The organism is Sphingomonas leidyi, from assembly GCF_011761945.1.
Lineage (GTDB): Bacteria > Pseudomonadota > Alphaproteobacteria > Sphingomonadales > Sphingomonadaceae > Sphingomonas > Sphingomonas leidyi.
The window spans coordinates 91,166-106,197 of sequence record NZ_JAASQV010000005.1 but is presented as its reverse complement, the minus strand read 5'-3'; the positions used below and the strand labels follow the sequence as shown (position 1 = coordinate 106,197).

General features: G+C 68.5%; 17 protein-coding genes. 12 read left to right on the top strand and 5 right to left on the bottom strand.

Going from position 1 to position 15,032, the window contains the following annotated elements; translation table 11 throughout:
* Window positions 1–25: 25 nt before the first annotated feature.
* From FHR20_RS19645 to FHR20_RS19625, 5 genes are all read left to right on the top strand, one after another.
* Window positions 26–604, top strand: coding sequence for a DUF1579 family protein (locus FHR20_RS19645; protein ID WP_243857669.1), 579 nt, complete (start codon window positions 26–28; stop codon window positions 602–604).
* Window positions 605–704: 100 nt separating this feature from the next.
* Window positions 705–1,949, top strand: coding sequence for a BtaA family protein (locus FHR20_RS19640; protein WP_167301312.1), 1,245 nt, complete (start codon window positions 705–707; stop codon window positions 1,947–1,949).
* Window positions 1,946–2,608: a class I SAM-dependent methyltransferase gene (locus tag FHR20_RS19635; RefSeq protein ID WP_167301311.1), complete on the top strand. Its 663-nt coding sequence runs from the start codon at window positions 1,946–1,948 to the stop codon at window positions 2,606–2,608. The genes FHR20_RS19640 and FHR20_RS19635 overlap by 4 nt, the downstream gene beginning before the upstream one ends.
* Before the next feature lie 4 nt (window positions 2,609–2,612).
* Complete coding sequence (locus FHR20_RS19630) at window positions 2,613–3,029, top strand: response regulator transcription factor (RefSeq protein ID WP_167301310.1); 417 nt, start codon at window positions 2,613–2,615, stop codon at window positions 3,027–3,029.
* A gap of 123 nt (window positions 3,030–3,152) precedes the next feature.
* Window positions 3,153–3,680: a DUF4199 domain-containing protein gene (locus tag FHR20_RS19625; RefSeq protein WP_167301309.1), complete on the top strand. Its 528-nt coding sequence runs from the start codon at window positions 3,153–3,155 to the stop codon at window positions 3,678–3,680.
* Here FHR20_RS19625 and FHR20_RS19620 read toward each other — a convergent pair.
* Both FHR20_RS19620 and hemA read right to left on the bottom strand, forming a co-directional pair.
* On the bottom strand, window positions 3,677–4,024 hold the full coding sequence (locus FHR20_RS19620) for a hypothetical protein (RefSeq protein ID WP_167301308.1): 348 nt from the start codon (window positions 4,022–4,024) through the stop codon (window positions 3,677–3,679). The genes FHR20_RS19625 and FHR20_RS19620 overlap by 4 nt on opposite strands.
* Before the next feature lies 1 nt (window position 4,025).
* Window positions 4,026–5,267, bottom strand: a complete 1,242-nt coding sequence (gene hemA, locus FHR20_RS19615; protein ID WP_167301307.1) for a 5-aminolevulinate synthase — start codon at window positions 5,265–5,267, stop codon at window positions 4,026–4,028.
* A 233-nt stretch (window positions 5,268–5,500) separates the two neighbouring features.
* On the opposite strand from hemA, the gene FHR20_RS19610 reads away from it, so the two are divergent.
* A complete protein-coding gene (locus FHR20_RS19610) occupies window positions 5,501–5,671 on the top strand; it encodes a hypothetical protein (protein WP_167301306.1) in 171 nt (56 codons plus the stop codon).
* A 102-nt stretch (window positions 5,672–5,773) separates the two neighbouring features.
* Here FHR20_RS19610 and murI read toward each other — a convergent pair whose 3' ends face one another.
* Window positions 5,774–6,571, bottom strand: a complete 798-nt coding sequence (murI, locus tag FHR20_RS19605; RefSeq protein ID WP_167301305.1) for a glutamate racemase — start codon at window positions 6,569–6,571, stop codon at window positions 5,774–5,776.
* A 136-nt stretch (window positions 6,572–6,707) separates the two neighbouring features.
* On the opposite strand from murI, the gene plsY reads away from it, so the two are divergent.
* The 4 genes from plsY to yghU all read left to right on the top strand — a co-directional run bounded on the left by plsY (window position 6,708) and on the right by yghU (window position 10,026).
* Complete coding sequence (gene plsY / locus FHR20_RS19600; RefSeq protein WP_167301304.1) at window positions 6,708–7,313, top strand: glycerol-3-phosphate 1-O-acyltransferase PlsY; 606 nt, start codon at window positions 6,708–6,710, stop codon at window positions 7,311–7,313.
* Entirely contained in the window at window positions 7,306–8,391 is a 1,086-nt protein-coding gene (dprA, locus tag FHR20_RS19595) for a DNA-processing protein DprA (protein ID WP_167301303.1), read from the top strand. Before plsY ends, dprA begins: the two co-directional genes overlap by 8 nt.
* Before the next feature lie 10 nt (window positions 8,392–8,401).
* On the top strand, window positions 8,402–9,064 hold the full coding sequence (locus FHR20_RS19590) for a hypothetical protein (RefSeq protein WP_167301302.1): 663 nt from the start codon (window positions 8,402–8,404) through the stop codon (window positions 9,062–9,064).
* Window positions 9,065–9,132: 68 nt separating this feature from the next.
* Window positions 9,133–10,026 carry a glutathione-dependent disulfide-bond oxidoreductase gene (gene yghU / locus FHR20_RS19585; RefSeq protein ID WP_167301301.1) on the top strand — a complete coding sequence of 298 codons (894 nt, stop codon included), beginning with the start codon at window positions 9,133–9,135 and terminating at the stop codon, window positions 10,024–10,026.
* 32 nt (window positions 10,027–10,058) lie between these two features.
* Here the strand turns inward: yghU and FHR20_RS19580 are convergent, their stop codons facing one another.
* On the bottom strand, window positions 10,059–11,591 hold the full coding sequence (locus tag FHR20_RS19580; protein WP_243857667.1) for a DUF4403 family protein: 1,533 nt from the start codon (window positions 11,589–11,591) through the stop codon (window positions 10,059–10,061).
* 130 nt (window positions 11,592–11,721) lie between these two features.
* On the opposite strand from FHR20_RS19580, the gene topA reads away from it, so the two are divergent.
* The gene (topA, locus tag FHR20_RS19575; protein ID WP_167301300.1) at window positions 11,722–14,262 is read left to right on the top strand and encodes a type I DNA topoisomerase; all 2,541 of its coding nucleotides are present in this window, start codon (window positions 11,722–11,724) and stop codon (window positions 14,260–14,262) included.
* Entirely contained in the window at window positions 14,259–14,699 is a 441-nt protein-coding gene (locus tag FHR20_RS19570) for a GNAT family N-acetyltransferase (RefSeq protein ID WP_167301299.1), read from the top strand. The genes topA and FHR20_RS19570 overlap by 4 nt, the downstream gene beginning before the upstream one ends.
* A 15-nt stretch (window positions 14,700–14,714) precedes the next feature.
* On the opposite strand, the gene FHR20_RS19565 is transcribed toward FHR20_RS19570, so the two are convergent.
* Window positions 14,715–15,011, bottom strand: coding sequence for an SEL1-like repeat protein (locus FHR20_RS19565; RefSeq protein WP_167301298.1), 297 nt, complete (start codon window positions 15,009–15,011; stop codon window positions 14,715–14,717).
* Window positions 15,012–15,032 lie beyond the last annotated feature (21 nt).

Here is a 15,032-nt window from a genome sequence, read left to right as displayed (position 1 = left end):
GCCCGGGATCACAACGGGAGACCCCATGCTTCGCCCCATGTTCCCCCTCGCCTTCACGCTCGCCGCGCTCGCCCTGCCCGCCGCGGCGCACGCCCAGGCCGCCGACACCGCCGCAATGGCCGCGCAGGCCGAAGCGATGCACAAGCTCGACTGGATGCACGGCAAATGGCGCGGCGAGGCGCGGATGCAGATGCCGGGCGGCAAGGAACTGGTGGTGACGCATACCGAGCGCGTCGGCACGCTGCTCGGCGGCACGATCACGCTGATCGAAGGCAAGTCGTTCGGCGCGGACGGCAGGGTGCCGTTCAATGCCTTCGCCGTCGTCTCCTACGATCCCGCCGCGAAGGCCTTCACCATGGCGAGCCACACGGGTGGCCGATCGGGCAGCTTCCCGCTGATCGCGGCCGAGCGGGGCTATGCCTGGGAAGTGCCGGCCGGGCCCGCCGCCCGCGTGCGGTACAAGGCCAGCTTCGACGGCACCACCTGGACCGAGACCGGCGACTTCGTCGCCGACGGCCAGCCGCCCCGCCCCTTCTTCAGGATGACCCTGAAACGCATCGGCGATACCGACTGGCCGATGGCCGGGAGCATGACACGGGATTGATTTTACAGCACTCCTGACCCAAGGGTGACGCCGGTTCGTCACAAAGGGGTAATAGGGCGTGGCGGAACGCCGCCGCCCGCCGGGCGCCCAGGAGTCACTGATGGGTTCGATTACCAAGACGCCGAAGAATGTCGCCGTCCGCGGTGCCGTGCATCGCCACGAGCATCTCACCAAGGAAGGCCTGCTCGAGCGGGCCTTCACCTTCGCGTTCCGGGGCCTGGTCTATCCGCAGATCTGGGAGGATCCGGTGATCGACATGGAGGCGCTGCAGCTCCAGCCGGATCACCACATGGTGACGATCGCGTCGGGCGGGTGCAACGTCTTCTCCTATCTGACGGCGAACCCGGCCAGGATCACTGCGGTGGACCTGAACCCGGCGCACATCGCGCTCAACAACCTCAAGAAGCAGGCGGTGCTGAACCTGCCCGACTATGCTTCGTTCCACCGCTTCTTCGGCCAGGCGAACAAGGCGGAGAATGTCGAGGCCTATCGCCAGCATATCGCGCCGCACCTCGACGCGCCCTATCGCGACTATTGGGAGCGCCGCGGCCTGAACGGCACCCGCCGGATCGACGCGTTCCGGCACGGCTTCTACAAATATGGCCTGCTCGGCCGGCTGATCGGCTTCGTCCACTGGCTCGCGCACCGCTATGGCATCGATCCGCGCGAGATCCTGGCGGCGAAGACCATCGAGGAGCAGCGCCAGATCTTCGAGACGCGCTTCGCCCCCTTCTTCGAGAAGAAGTTCCTGCGCTGGCTGGTCGACCAGCCCGCCGCGCTGTTCGGCTTCGGCATTCCGCCGGCGCAGTACGACCTGCTCAAGGTCGACGACCAGGCGGGGATCACCGGCGCGCTCAGGAGCCGCCTGCGCAAGCTCGCCTGCGACTTCGACCTGAAGGACAATTTCTACGCCTGGCAGGCATTCGGCCGCGGCTATGGCGAGGGGCCGGACGCGCCGCTGCCGCCCTATCTCGAGGCGAAGAACTGGGATGTGGTGCGCGCGCGTGCCGACCGCGTCGAGATCCGCCACACCAATTATGCCGACTATCTCGAATCGATGCCCGCCCAGTCGCTCGATCGCTTCATCCTGCTCGATGCGCAGGACTGGATGACCGACGAGCAGCTCACCCGCATCTGGAACGAGATCACCCGCACCGCCAAGCCGGGCGCCCGCGTGCTCTATCGCACCGCGGCGATCCCCGACGTGGTGAGGGGCCATATCCCCGACGCGATCATGGATCAGTGGGAATATGAGGACCAGGCCAAGCTCGACGACTGGACCCGCCGCGACCGCTCCTCGGTCTATGGCGCGACGCACGTCTGGACGCTGAAGCCGCACGCATGAGTGCCGCGACCGGGGGGGCCGACCAGAAGGGGCTGATGGACGCGACCTATGCGCTCCATCGCCACTTCTATGACTTCACGCGCAAATTCTACCTGCTGGGGCGCGATGCGCTGATCCGCGGGCTGAACCCGCCCGAGGGCGGGACGGTGCTGGAAGTGGGCTGCGGCACCGCGCGCAACCTGATCGTCGCGGCGAAGCGCTTCCCGCGGGCGCGCTTCTTCGGCTTCGACATCAGCGAAGCGATGCTGGAAACCGCGCGCGCCTCGGTCGAGAAGAACGGCCTGGGGAGCAGGATCACGCTGGCGCAGGGCGATGCGGGCGCGTTCGACGTGACCAGCCTGTTCGGGCTGGAGAAGCTCGACCGGGTGTTCATGAGCTACACGCTCTCGATGATCCCGCCCTGGGTGGAGGCGATCGAGCTGGGGGCCAGGGCGCTGGCGCCGGGCGGCAGCCTGCACATCGTCGATTTCGGCCAGTATGAGCGGCTGCCGGGGTTCGCCAAGCGGCTCCATTTCAAGTCGCTCAACGACTTCCACGTGTTCCCACGCGCCGAACTGCCCGCGGTGCTGAAGCGCGTCGCCGAGGAACAGGGCCTGCGCCTCGACTTCCGCTCCTCCCTGCGCGGCTATGTGTGGAGCGCGACGCTGACGCGGGACTGAGGACATGATATGGAGGCGCATCGTCCTGTACGGCGCGCTCCTGGCCGCGGGCACGCTGCTGCTCGAATGGCTCGACTATCAGCGGCTGGTGCGCTCGCATGCCGGCGACGTCTATGTCTTCCTGATCGCCTGCGGCTTCCTTGCGCTGGGCGTGTTCCTGGGCATGAAGGGGATGGCGCGGCCGGCCGCGCGCGGCTTCGACGGCAATCCGCGCGCGGTGGCGACGCTGGGACTTTCGCCGCGCGAACTGGAAGTGCTGGACGAACTGCGCGCCGGCCGATCGAACCAGGAGATCGCCGAGCGGCTGGGCGTTTCGCCGAACACAGTGAAGACGCATGTCGCCCGGCTGCTGGACAAGCTTGGTGCCAAGCGTCGCGGAGACGCCGTGGCGCGGGCGCGGGAACTGGGGATCGTTCGCTGAGCCGGATCCGTGGCCGGGGCCTGGTGCTGCGCATTTCACGCAAATCATCCCTTCGGGCGATTGCCGGGCGGGCTTGCCCGATGCTTCCTTCGGGCGCAACCTGAACCCAAGGAGGACATCGACATGCTCCGCACCGCTTTGGCTTATGGCGCGATCGGCGGACTGATCGCCGGCGGCCTGCTCTCCATCGTCGTCCTCAACTTCGAAGGCGCCGTCGACCAATACGGCATGGCGATCGGCTATCTGATCATGCTGATCGGCCTGAGCACCATCTTCATCGCGATCAAGCGCCAGCGCGACGTGACGCAGGGCGGCGTGATCCGCTTCCTGCCCGCATTCGGGCTGGGGCTGGGCATCAGCCTGGTCGCGGGCATCGTCTATACGCTCTGCTGGGACGCGGCGCTCCACATGATCGGGATCGACGCGTTCGTCGACAAGTTCGCCGGGGGCTCGCTCCAGGGCAAGACCGGCGCGGAACTGGCCAGCGCCAAGGCCGAGCTGGAGAGTTTCCGCGCCACCTATCACAACCCGTTCCTCCGGCTGCCGATCACCTTTTCGGAGATCTTCCCGGTGGGCGCGATCGTGTCGCTGGTCTCGGCCGGGCTGCTCCGCAACAGCCGCTTCCTGCCGGCGCGCGCAGCGGAAGCCTAAGCCTTGGGGAGCGGCTCGGTCCGCTCCCAATACCAGGCCCAGAAGACGCCGAACGCAGTCAGCGCGAACCAGAAGATCGGCGCGGCGGGATTCGGCGCAACGAGGCGCAGCAGGATCGCGAGGCCGACCGATACGAGCAGGACGATGAGATAGCTGCGCAGCGGTCGTGCGACGCGATGGCCGATATAGGTGCCGGCGGTGGCGAAGAGGATCGATAGCGTGAACAGCCCGAGCCGATAGGCGCCGAACCCGCCCCGAACCAGCATGAAGGCCATCCAGGCGACACCGGGCAGCGCACCGAGCAAGGCGTCGCGCTTCCAACGGGTGTCGGGAGCGCGCTTCACTTCAAGCCGCCAGCCGCAGCTCCAACCGGCCCCAGATCTCGACCAGTGCATCGACCAGCTCGCGCATCATGGCCTCGTCATGCGCGGGGCCGGGCGTGAAGCGCAGCCGCTCGCTGCCGCGCGGCACGGTGGGATAATTGATCGGCTGGACGTAGACGCCATATTCGGCGAGCAGGACATCGCTGATCTTCTTGGCCTTGACCGGATCGCCGACCATCAGCGGCACGATATGCGTGGTCGAGGGCATCACCGGCAGGCCCGCATCGGCCATCATCGCCTTGAGCGTCGCCGCGGCCGCCTGCTGGCCCTCGCGCTCCTCGGCGGAGCCCTTCAGGTGCTTCACGCTGGCCAGCGCGCCGGCGACGAGCACGGGCGAGAGCGAGGTGGTGAAGATGAAGCCCGGCGCATAGCTGCGGATCACGTCGATGATCATCTGGTCGGCCGCGATATAGCCGCCCATCACGCCGAACGCCTTGCCGAGCGTACCCTCGATGATCGTCAGCCGGTCCGCAACGCCGTCGCGCTCCGAAATGCCGCCGCCGCGCGGGCCGTACATGCCGACGGCATGGACCTCGTCGAGATAGGTCAGCGCGTTGTACTTGTCGGCCAGGTCGCAGATCGCGGCGATCGGGGCGATGTCGGCATCCATCGAATAGACGCTCTCGAACGCGATCAGCTTGGGCACCGCGGGGTCGTCCGCCGCGAGCAGCGCCTCGAGATGGGCCAGGTCGTTGTGGCGGAAGACGCGCTTCTCGCAGCCCGAATTGCGGATGCCGGCGATCATCGAGGCATGGTTGAGCTCGTCCGAATAGACGATGCAGCCGGGCAGGATCTTGGCGAGCGTGGAGAGCGTCGCTTCGTTGGAGACATAGCCGGACGTGAAGAGCAGCGCGCCCTGCTTGCCGTGGAGGTCGGCAAGCTCATGCTCCAGCTCGATATGATAATGGGTGTTGCCGCCGATGTTGCGCGTGCCGCCCGAGCCGGCACCGACGTCGTGCAGGGCCTCCTCCATCGCCGCGATCACCTTGGGATGCTGGCCCATCGCCAGATAGTCGTTCGAGCACCAGACGGTGATCGGCTTCGGGCCGTTATGGCCGGCGAAGCAGCGCGCATTGGGGAACATGCCCTTGTTGCGCAGGATATCGATGAAGACGCGGTAGCGGCCCTCGGCGTGCAGCCGGTCGATCGCGGACGAGAAAACCCGGGAATAGTCGACGGGCGCGGGGCTGTCTGCGCTGTGCATGCAGCGTTCCTATCGCCAAAATCGGGCGATTTCCAGTTGGACATAATGCCTAATCGGAGCGCCCGTCTCTCCTTTGATCGAAAACAAAATGCCATTGATCCGGAATCGATAGGGATTGCTGCAGGAACGGCGCGACTTGTGGTAAGCAGGAGGCATCGTGGGCGACTCGGCTACCGAGCGGGCCCACGGCCAAGAGACCTAGCGCGCCTCCGCCTGAACAGGAGCATCGGGCCATGACGGTCAGGGACATGGAATATTTCGCCAGACGCGAGCGCCAGGAGCGCGAGCATGCCGCGCGCAGCGACGACATGATCGCGCGGCGCGTCCATCTGGAAATGGCCGATCGCTATTCGGCGCGGCTGCGCGACATCGCCGTCGTCGCCGTGCCCTGCGTCCAGGCCTGAGGGCCGGGCTGGGGATTCAGGTTCCCCCACCCGTCTTCCCCGCGCAGGCGAGGATTCAGGGCTGCACAGGGATGACGTGGGAGAGGATGTGAATCCCGCAGCCTAGAGCGATTCGATTTCGACCAGGCCGTAGCGCGCCAGGGCCGGCGCCAGCATCTCGGTCCGTGCGCTGCGCGCCGTGAACACCGCCTTCCCCGGCACCGGCGCCGAGGGCCAGCCCTGTCCCTGGGTCAGATGGGCGACGCGCCGGGCGATGCCCGGGCCGCCATCGACGAAGCGCACGGGATGCGGCGCGGCGACGGCGAGTTCGGCCTCGACCAGCGGGAAATGCGTGCAGGCATTGACGATCACGTCGATCCGTTCGCCGCCCGGCTGGCCGAACAGCCCGGCGAGCACGGCGCGCATCCGCGCCGGGATCGGGGGCACCCCTTCCAGCGCGGCCTCCGCAATCTCCACCAGTTCGGCCGAACCGTGGCGCAGGACCGTGCAATCGCCGGCAAAGCGTGCCGCGAGATCGTCGACATAGGGCTGGCGCACGGTCGCTTCGGTGCCCAGCACGCCGATCACCCGCGTCTCGCTGATCGCCGCGGCCGGCTTGATCGCAGGCACGGTGCCGACGATCGGCACGTCGAGCGCGGCACGGACATGCTGGAGCGCGATCGTGGACGCGGTGTTGCAGGCAATGACGATCAGGCGCGGATCGTAGCGCTCGGCAAGGCGGCCGAGCAGGGCGGGCACGCGCGCGGCGATCTCGCCCTCGCTGCGGGTGCCATAGGGAAAGCCCGCCGAATCGGCGACATAGACGAGCGGCGCGTGCGGCAGCAGCGCCGCGCAGGGCGCAAGCACCGAAAGCCCGCCAACGCCGGAATCGAAGAACAGGACGGGCCGATCGTCGGACATCGCCGCGCGGCATGGGCCGGGCGCGAGGCAGCGTCAACCTCGCCCCGACGCAACCGGCCGATACATCCGATTGCGCGTCATCCGCGTCATTGCGCCTCTGCCGCCAGCCACTATGTTGGCAGGCGCAGGGGGATGAATGACGACCGACATTCCATGGCTCGCACCCGCAGGGGTCTTGCTGCTCGGCTATCTGCTGGGCTCGATTCCGTTCGGGCTGCTGCTCACGCGCTTCTTCGGCGCCGGCGACCTGCGCCAGATCGGCTCGGGCAATATCGGCGCGACCAACGTGCTGCGCACCGGGCGCAAGGGGCTGGCCGCGGCGACGCTGCTGCTCGATCTCGCCAAGGGTGCCGCCGCGGTGTGGATCGCCGGCGCGCTCGTGCCGGGCGGCGGCATATTGGGCGGGCTCGCCGCGTTCATCGGCCATTGCTACCCGGTGTGGCTGCGCTTCAACGGCGGCAAGGGCGTGGCGACGATGATGGGCGTCGTGCTCGCGCTCCACTGGCCCTCGGCGATCGTGTTCGCGGTGGTCTGGCTCGGGTTGCTGGCGATACTGCGCATCTCCTCGCTCGCCGGGATGAGCGCGGCGATCAGCGCGCCGGTGAGCGCCGCCTTTTTCGGGCGGATCGAGCTGGTGCTGATGCTGCTCGCGCTGGCGATGATCGTGCTGTGGAAGCACCGCGCCAACATCGATCGCCTGCTGAACGGCACCGAGCCCCGCATCGGGAAGAAAAGTGGCTGACACGCGGGAGGCACGGCTAAGGCTGTTGCGCTCCGCCAATATCGGCCCCGTCACCTATGCCCAGTTGATCGCCCGCTTCGGCAACGCCGAGGCGGCGCTCGACGCGCTGCCGATGCTGGCCGCGCGTGGCGGCGGGCGGGCGCCGGCGATCGCGGATCCGGGCGCGGTGCGGCGCGAGATCGCGGCCGTCGAGCGGCTGGGCGCACGCTATCTGTTCCTGGGAGATGCAGACTATCCTCCGCTCCTCGCCGAGCTGGAGAATGCGCCGCCCGCGCTGATCCTTCGGGGCCGGCCGGCGCTTCTCGCCCGGCCCACCGTCGCCATCGTCGGCGCGCGCAATGCCTCGGCCGCCGCCTGTCGCTTCGCCCGCCAGCTCGCGCTCGGGCTGGGCGAGGCCGGGGTGACGCTGGTCTCGGGGCTGGCGCGGGGGATCGACACCGCCGCGCATATCGGCTCGCTCGCCAGCGGCACGGTGGGAGTGATCGCAAGCGGGATCGACATCGCCTTTCCGCCCGAGAATCGCGAGCTGCAGGAGCGCGTGGCGCGCGAGGGGCTGCTGCTGGCGGAACAGCCGCCAGGCACCGAGCCGCTCGCCCGCTTCTTCCCGGCGCGCAACCGGATCATCGCCGGGCTCGCGCTCGGCACGGTGGTGGTGGAAGCGGCGCCGCGCTCCGGCTCGCTGATCACCGCGCGGATCGCCGCCGAGGCGGGGCGCGAGGTGATGGCGGTGCCCGGCTCGCCGCTCGACCCGCGGGCGCAGGGCTGCAACCTGCTGATCCGCGAGGGCGCGACTCTGGTGCAGGGCGTGGACGACATCCTCGAGATGGTCCGTCCGATCGATCCGCGGGCAGTGCGCGTGCCGGGCACCGGCTGGCGCGGCCCGCCGCCCGAGGATGCGGGCGATGCGGATCGCCGCGCGGTGACCGGGCTGCTCGGGCCGGTGCCGGTGGCGGCGGACGAGCTGATCCGGCAATCGGGGCTGGCGCCGGCGGTGGTGCAGACTGTGCTGCTCGAGCTGGAGCTGGCCGGGCGGCTGGAGCGGCATGCGGGCGGGCGGGTAAGCTTGGCGGTCGGGTGAGGGGGACGGAATGGAAGATTTCGACACGAGCATGATCCTGCGGCGGACCGGCGAGATGGTCCGGCTCGCGCCCGGCGCCGCGCTGATCTTCTGGCTGGCGCTGGCGCTCCCCACCACGGCGCTGAGCGTGCTGCCCGGCGGCGGCAGCGACGCCCGCTTCGCCTTTGTCGGCGGGATCATCGGCATCTTCGGCCAGTTCATCGTGAGCGGCCGGGTGGCGCGCCGCGCGGGATTGATGCAGGCGGACAATGTGCCCGGCCGCGCCGGCAGCTATGCGCTGCTGAGCATCGTCTCGGGCCTCGCAATCCTGCTCGGCATCTTCCTCCTCGTGCTGCCCGGGCTCTACCTGCTCGCGCGCTGGTCGATCGGCGTGCCGATCGTGGTCGCGGAGGGCAAGGGAATGGGAGCGGCACTGGGCGGCAGCTGGACCCGCACGCGCGGCAAGGCCGTGCCGATCTGCCTCGCATTTCTGGTGGTCGGCACCGGCCTGGTCGCGTCGGTCGTCCTCGATCTCTTCCTCATACCGGAATATGGCCCCGCGCCGCCGGTGCCGATGCTCGCCAGCAACCTGCTCGCCTATGGCTCGACGGTGCTCAGCTGGTTCCTGGCGATGGCGATCTATTCCTTCTCGGCCAGGGAAGCGTCGCCGCAACTCGAGCAGATCTTCGCCTGACCGGGGCTGGCAAGTCCCCGGACCGTTCCTACATCGCCGGGGCAATCCTCCCCACAAGGAACCCCGACATGGCCGACGCCCAAGACCCCGCGAACAACCTGCCCGCCGGCTATGTCCCGCCCCGGGTGTGGACCTGGGAGCAGCCCAGCGGCGGCCAGTTCGCGAACATCAACCGGCCGGTCTCGGGCGCGACGCACGAAAAGGCGCTGCCGGTCGGCGCGCATCCGATCCAGCTCTATTCGCTCGGCACGCCGAACGGGCAGAAGGTGACGATCCTGCTCGAGGAGCTGCTCGCCGCCGGCCATGGCGGTGCCGAATATGACGCGTGGAAGATCAACATCGGCGAGGGCGACCAGTTCGGCAGCGGCTTCGTCGAGGTCAACCCGAACTCGAAGATTCCCGCGATGGTCGACCATTCGGTGGATCCCGCCATCCGCGTGTTCGAGAGCGGCGCGATCCTGGTCTATCTCGCCGAGAAGTTCGGCGCCTTCCTGCCGGGCGATCCGGCGAAGCGCGCGGCGACGATGAGCTGGCTGATGTGGCAGATGGGATCGGCGCCGTTCCTGGGCGGCGGCTTCGGCCATTTCTTCGTCTATGCGCCCTACAAGATCGAATATGCGATCAACCGCTATGCGATGGAAGTGAAGCGCCAGCTCCACGTGCTCGACACGCATCTGGCAGAGAATCGCTACATGGCGGGCGACGACTATACGATCGCCGACATCGCGATCTGGCCCTGGTATGGCGGCGTCGCCCGCGGCGATGCATATGCCGGCGCGGCCGAGTTCCTGAACACCGCCGAATATGCGCATTTCAACCGCTGGGTCGCGGAAGTCGGCGCGCGCGAGGCCGTCCAGCGCGGTCGGCTGGTCAATCGCGGCACCGGGCCGGAGGACCAGCGCGTGCCGGAGCGGCATTCGGCGGCGGATATCGACGCGGTGCGGGCGCGGATGCGCGCGTAAGGCGCTCGCCTCCCTTCCAGGGGAGGGGGCGGCTAGCGGCCGGTATATTCCACCCGCGCCGTGCCCGACGCCCAGACGGGCAGGTACAGTCCCTGCCCCGCCGCCTTGAGCTCGCCGGTACGCACATCGGCGATATCGGCGCGGATCACGAAGTCGCCGGCGCGCTTCTGGACGATGGCGCGCCGGACCTTGCCGAGCAGCTTGTCGAAATCATGCGTGAAGTTCTGGGTGAGCGATTCGGCCAGCGTCTCGGCCACGCCGGGGCTCTGGACGAGGCGGACGAGCAGGTCCCCTTCGATCCGGTCGGTCTCGCCCGAAACGGCCAGCTGCTCGAAATGGACGCGCTGCGAGCCGGGAGCGTTGACCGGCCTGGCGGTGAGCCAGACCAGGCCATGCGTCTCGGCCGCGCTGTCCTGCCGGCGGGCGGTGATCGCCAGGCCCACCGCGATGCGGCCGCCCGTGGTGCCATAGCCGGTCACCTTGTCGAACCGCGCGACCACCGGGCCGATGCCCGGTAACGCGAAGGGCCGCATCGAGCGCTTGGCGAGCGCTTTCTGCAGCACCGGCTCCAGCTGGGCATAGTCGGCGATCACCGGAATGAAGAAGGCAAGCTTCGCGCCATGCGCATCGCGACCGAGCGGCGGCAGCGGCGTGGGCGCGGGATCCTCGGGACGCGGGCCGACGAACGTCTCGGTGAGCGCGGACAGGCCAAGGCGCAGGCGCAGCCGGTTCCCGGCTAGGCCATAGCCGCCATAATTGAGCTTCTGCGGCGTGATCCGCATCCAGACCGGCGGGTTCTCGGCATTGAGCTGCAACGACGTGAAGCTCTGCCGCCAGGCATCGGCAACGCGGGCGCGGACGTTGAGCTTGGCGATCTCGCGCGGCAGCGTGCGCTCCAGATCGCGCACCACCGGGCGGAGCTTCTCGTCGGCCTTGTCGGTGAAGGTGATGCGGCGGCCAAGGAAGTCGATGCCGGGCGGCGCCGTCCAGTCATAGGCCAGGCGGACGGTCGCCTGGGGCTGCCAGTTGGCGGTCATCGACAGGCGGACCCGGGCACGGACCATCGCCGATCCCGTCGCGGTCTTGCCCTTGAGGAAGCCGCCGACATGGCGCGCGGCGATATTGGCGCGGATCGGCACGTCGGCGATGATCTCGTCGCCCGCGCCGCGCAGGCGGATCGCCGAGCGGGTGACCGTGCCGACCACGGTGCAGCCGAGATCGGGGGTGACCTTGAGCTTCTTGCTGAACAGCTTCACCCGCTGCGCCGGCACGCAATTGTCGATCCGCTGGTCGATCGACCAGAGCGTGCGCGGCACCGCCCGTTCGAGCGCGCGGCTGAGGACGGAGACATGCACGTCGAGCGGCACGTCGATCGCGGAAACCTGTCTGGGCACTTCGATCGCGTCGCTGGCGCGCGGCGGCGCCTCGGCCTTCACGTCGAGCGCGGCGCGGAGCCAGAGAAAGGCGGCGCCGCCCGCCGCCGCGAGCAGGGCCAGGATAGTTCCGAAGACCCACAGGCGCCGATGCGAGCGGCGCGGCTGCGGCGGCACTGTCTCTTCGGGCAATATCCTGCTCCCCCTCGGCCTCGACGAGTGATACCCGCAAAACCGCTTCAGGTTCCAGATCAACCGGGTTGACGGCTCCCGTCTCCCCTCCCCACCTTACACGCGTACACGTGAGGAACGCTTACCCCCCATGCAGCTCGTCATCGTAGAATCGCCGGCCAAGGCGAAGACCATCGAGAAATATCTCGGCAAGGACTATCGGGTCCTCGCCTCCTACGGCCATGTCCGCGACTTGCCTGCGCGCGACGGCTCCGTCGACCCGGACGAAGGGTTCGCGATGGAATGGGAGACCTATGCCGACAAGTCGAAGCAGCTGAAGGCGATCGCCGACGAAGCGAAGAAGGCCGACCGGCTGATCCTCGCGACCGACCCCGATCGCGAGGGCGAGGCGATCAGCTGGCACGTGCAGGAAGTGCTCCGGAACAAGAAGGCGCTGCCCAGGGAAGTCGAGCGCGTCACCTTCAACGCGATCACCAAGCCGGCGATCCTGACCGCGATGGCGCAGCCGCGCGAGCTGGATACCGACCTGATCGATGCCTATCGCGCGCGCCGCGCGCTCGACTATCTGGTGGGCTTCACCTTGTCGCCGGTGCTGTGGCGCAAGCTGCCCGGCGCCAAGTCGGCCGGCCGCGTCCAGTCGGTGGCGCTGCGCCTGATCGTCGAGCGCGAGCGCGAGATCGAGGGGTTCAAGGCCCAGGAATATTGGTCGGTCACCGCCGACATGGAGCAGGACGGCACGCCGTTCACCAGCCGCCTGGTCAAGTGGAAGGGCGACAAGCTCGACCGGCTGTCGATCGGCGACGGCAAGACTGCCGAGGCAGCGAAGAAGTCGGTCGAGGAAGGCCGCTTCACCGTCGTCTCGGTCGAGACCAAGCCGGCGATGCGCAACCCGCCGCCGCCCTTCACCACCTCGACGCTGCAGCAGGAAGCCGCGCGCAAGCTGGGCTTCTCGGCCAGCCACACGATGCGGATCGCCCAAGGTTTGTACGAAGATGGCGCGATCACCTATATGCGTACCGACGGCGTCCAGATGGACCCCGGCGCCATCCAGGAGGCCCGCAAGGCAGTCGCCACCCGCTATGACGGCAGCTATGTGCCGGACAAGCCGCGCGTCTACACCACCAAGGCCAAGAACGCCCAGGAAGCGCACGAAGCGATCCGTCCCACCGATTTCAGCAAGGACCGCGCAGGCTCGGGCGATCACGCCAGGCTCTACGAACTGATCTGGAAGCGTGCGCTGGCCAGCCAGATGGCCTCGGCCCGGATGGAACGCACCACGATCGACCTGGAGGACGCGACCGGCCAGCACGGGCTGCGCGCCACTGGCCAGGTGGTGCTCTTCCCCGGCTATCTCGCGCTCTACGAGGAAGGCCGCGACGATGAAGGCGACGAGGATTCGCGCCGCCTGCCGCGGATGAGCGAAGGCGCGACTCCGGCAAAGAAGGCCGTCCATGCCGAGCAGCATTTCACCCAGCCGCCGCCCCGCTTCTCCGAAGCCTCGCTGGTCAAGCGGCTGGAAGAGCTGGGGATCGGCCGCCCGTCGACCTATGCCTCGATCATCCAGGTGCTCAAGGATCGTGCCTATGTGCGCGTCGAGAAGAACCGCTTCTTCGCCGAGGAGAGCGGGCGGCTGCTGACGGCGTTCCTCGAGCGCTTCTTCCAGAAATACGTCAACTACGACTTCACCGCCGAGCTGGAGGAGGAGCTGGACGACGTCTCGGGCGGCCGCGCCCAGTGGCAGGCGGTGCTCGAAGCCTTCTGGAAGGACTTCAAGCCGCGCACGGCCGATGTGATGGAGCAGAAGCCGTCGGACATCACGGCGGCGCTGGACGAGTTCCTGGCGCCCTATCTGTTCCCGGAAAGGGCGGACGGCAGCGATCCGCGGCTGTGCCCGAACTGCGGCAACGGCCGGCTGGCGCTGCGCGGCGGCAAGTTCGGCGCGTTCATCGCCTGCTCCAACTATCCCGAATGCAAATATACCCGCCGCTTCGCCCAGCCCGGCGGGGAAGCGGGCGAGGACAGCGGGCCGGAAGTGCTCGGCCAGGATCCGGAAACGGGCCTCAACGTCGAGCGCAAGTCGGGCCGGTTCGGGCCGTACATCCAGCTCGGCGAGGGCAAGGAAGCGGCACGCGCCTCGATCCCCAAGGACGTCGAGCTCGACCTGGAGCTGGCGCTGAAGCTGCTCAAGCTGCCGCGCGTGATCGGCGACCATCCGGAGACCGGCAACCCGATCACCGCCTCGATCGGCCGCTACGGGCCGTATCTGGCGCATGACGGCAAATATGCGCGGCTCGGCTCGACCATGGAAGTGTTCGAGACCGGCATGAACGCCGCGGTGGTCAAGCTGGCCGAAGCGGCGGCGAATTCGGGCCGCCCGGCCCGGGGCGCCGCGCGCGAGCCCCTGAAGGTACTCGGCAAGCATCCGCGCACCGAGGCCGAGATCAAGCTGATGGACGGCCGCTACGGCGCCTATGTCACCGACGGCGAGACCAACGCCACGCTGCCCAAGTCGATCGACAAGGACCAGCTGACGCTCGAGGAAGCCGCCCAGCTGATCGACGCCCGCGCGGCGGCGGGCCCCGCCAAGGGCAAGGGCAAGAAGAAGGCCCCGGCCAAGAAGGCGCCTGCCAAGAAGGCGGCGCCCAAAAAGGCCGCGGCGAAGGCGGGATGAGGCACGGCATCCGCGCGTTCGGGGAGGCGGATCTGCCCGCCTGCCTGGCGTTGTTCGATGCCAATTGCCCGCGCTTCTTCGCCCCGAACGAGCGCGCCGAGTTCGTCGACTATCTGCGCGCGCATGCCGGCGAGTACCGGCTATGCGAGCGCGATGGCCGGGTGGTCGCGGCATTCGGAGTAGCGCTGCGCGGCGCGCGGGCGCGGCTGAACTGGATCATGGTCGACCCCGCGGTGCAGGGATCGGGAGCCGGCGGCGCGATGATCGCCGCGACGATGGCGTCGGCCAGGGCCGGCGGCGCCCTTAGGATCGATATCGCGGCCAGCCATCTCTCGGAGCCCTTCTTCGCGCGCTACGGCGCACGGTCGCGCGGCCGGATCGCCGATGGCTGGGGCCCCGGAATGCACCGGGTCGACATGGAACTCAGCCTCGATTGAGGTGAGGCCGGCGGATCAGGCCGCCCGCACCTCGAAACCGCGGAGCCAGGCCCGCGCGGCCTTCTGTGCCTCGATGATCTCGCGCGCGGTCATGTCCTCGGCGATCTCGGCGCGGCATTCCTGCGCGCGCGTGTCGCCGGTGACCGCGGCGATGTTGAACCATTTGTGCGCCTCGATCAGATCGACGCCGATGCCATCCGCGCCGCTCGAATAGACCATCCCCAGATCGTAGCACGCATTGGCATCGCCGCGGGCCGCATCGCGCAGCCGGCTCTCGATAAGGAAACGCGCACTCTTCAGGCTGCTGCCCATGTCGCTTACCCCTTTCCACCC

Coding starts and splice junctions, on each gene's coding strand:
- FHR20_RS19645 (WP_243857669.1), top strand. CDS start 26: ATGCTTCGCCCCATGTTCCCCCTCGCCTTCACGCTCGCCGCGCTCGCC.
- FHR20_RS19640 (WP_167301312.1), top strand. CDS start 705: ATGGGTTCGATTACCAAGACGCCGAAGAATGTCGCCGTCCGCGGTGCC.
- FHR20_RS19635 (WP_167301311.1), top strand. CDS start 1,946: ATGAGTGCCGCGACCGGGGGGGCCGACCAGAAGGGGCTGATGGACGCG.
- FHR20_RS19630 (WP_167301310.1), top strand. CDS start 2,613: ATGATATGGAGGCGCATCGTCCTGTACGGCGCGCTCCTGGCCGCGGGC.
- FHR20_RS19625 (WP_167301309.1), top strand. CDS start 3,153: ATGCTCCGCACCGCTTTGGCTTATGGCGCGATCGGCGGACTGATCGCC.
- hemA (WP_167301307.1), bottom strand. CDS start 5,267: ATGCACAGCGCAGACAGCCCCGCGCCCGTCGACTATTCCCGGGTTTTC.
- FHR20_RS19610 (WP_167301306.1), top strand. CDS start 5,501: ATGACGGTCAGGGACATGGAATATTTCGCCAGACGCGAGCGCCAGGAG.
- murI (WP_167301305.1), bottom strand. CDS start 6,571: ATGTCCGACGATCGGCCCGTCCTGTTCTTCGATTCCGGCGTTGGCGGG.
- plsY (WP_167301304.1), top strand. CDS start 6,708: ATGACGACCGACATTCCATGGCTCGCACCCGCAGGGGTCTTGCTGCTC.
- FHR20_RS19590 (WP_167301302.1), top strand. CDS start 8,402: ATGGAAGATTTCGACACGAGCATGATCCTGCGGCGGACCGGCGAGATG.
- yghU (WP_167301301.1), top strand. CDS start 9,133: ATGGCCGACGCCCAAGACCCCGCGAACAACCTGCCCGCCGGCTATGTC.
- topA (WP_167301300.1), top strand. CDS start 11,722: ATGCAGCTCGTCATCGTAGAATCGCCGGCCAAGGCGAAGACCATCGAG.
- FHR20_RS19570 (WP_167301299.1), top strand. CDS start 14,259: ATGAGGCACGGCATCCGCGCGTTCGGGGAGGCGGATCTGCCCGCCTGC.
- FHR20_RS19565 (WP_167301298.1), bottom strand. CDS start 15,011: ATGGGCAGCAGCCTGAAGAGTGCGCGTTTCCTTATCGAGAGCCGGCTG.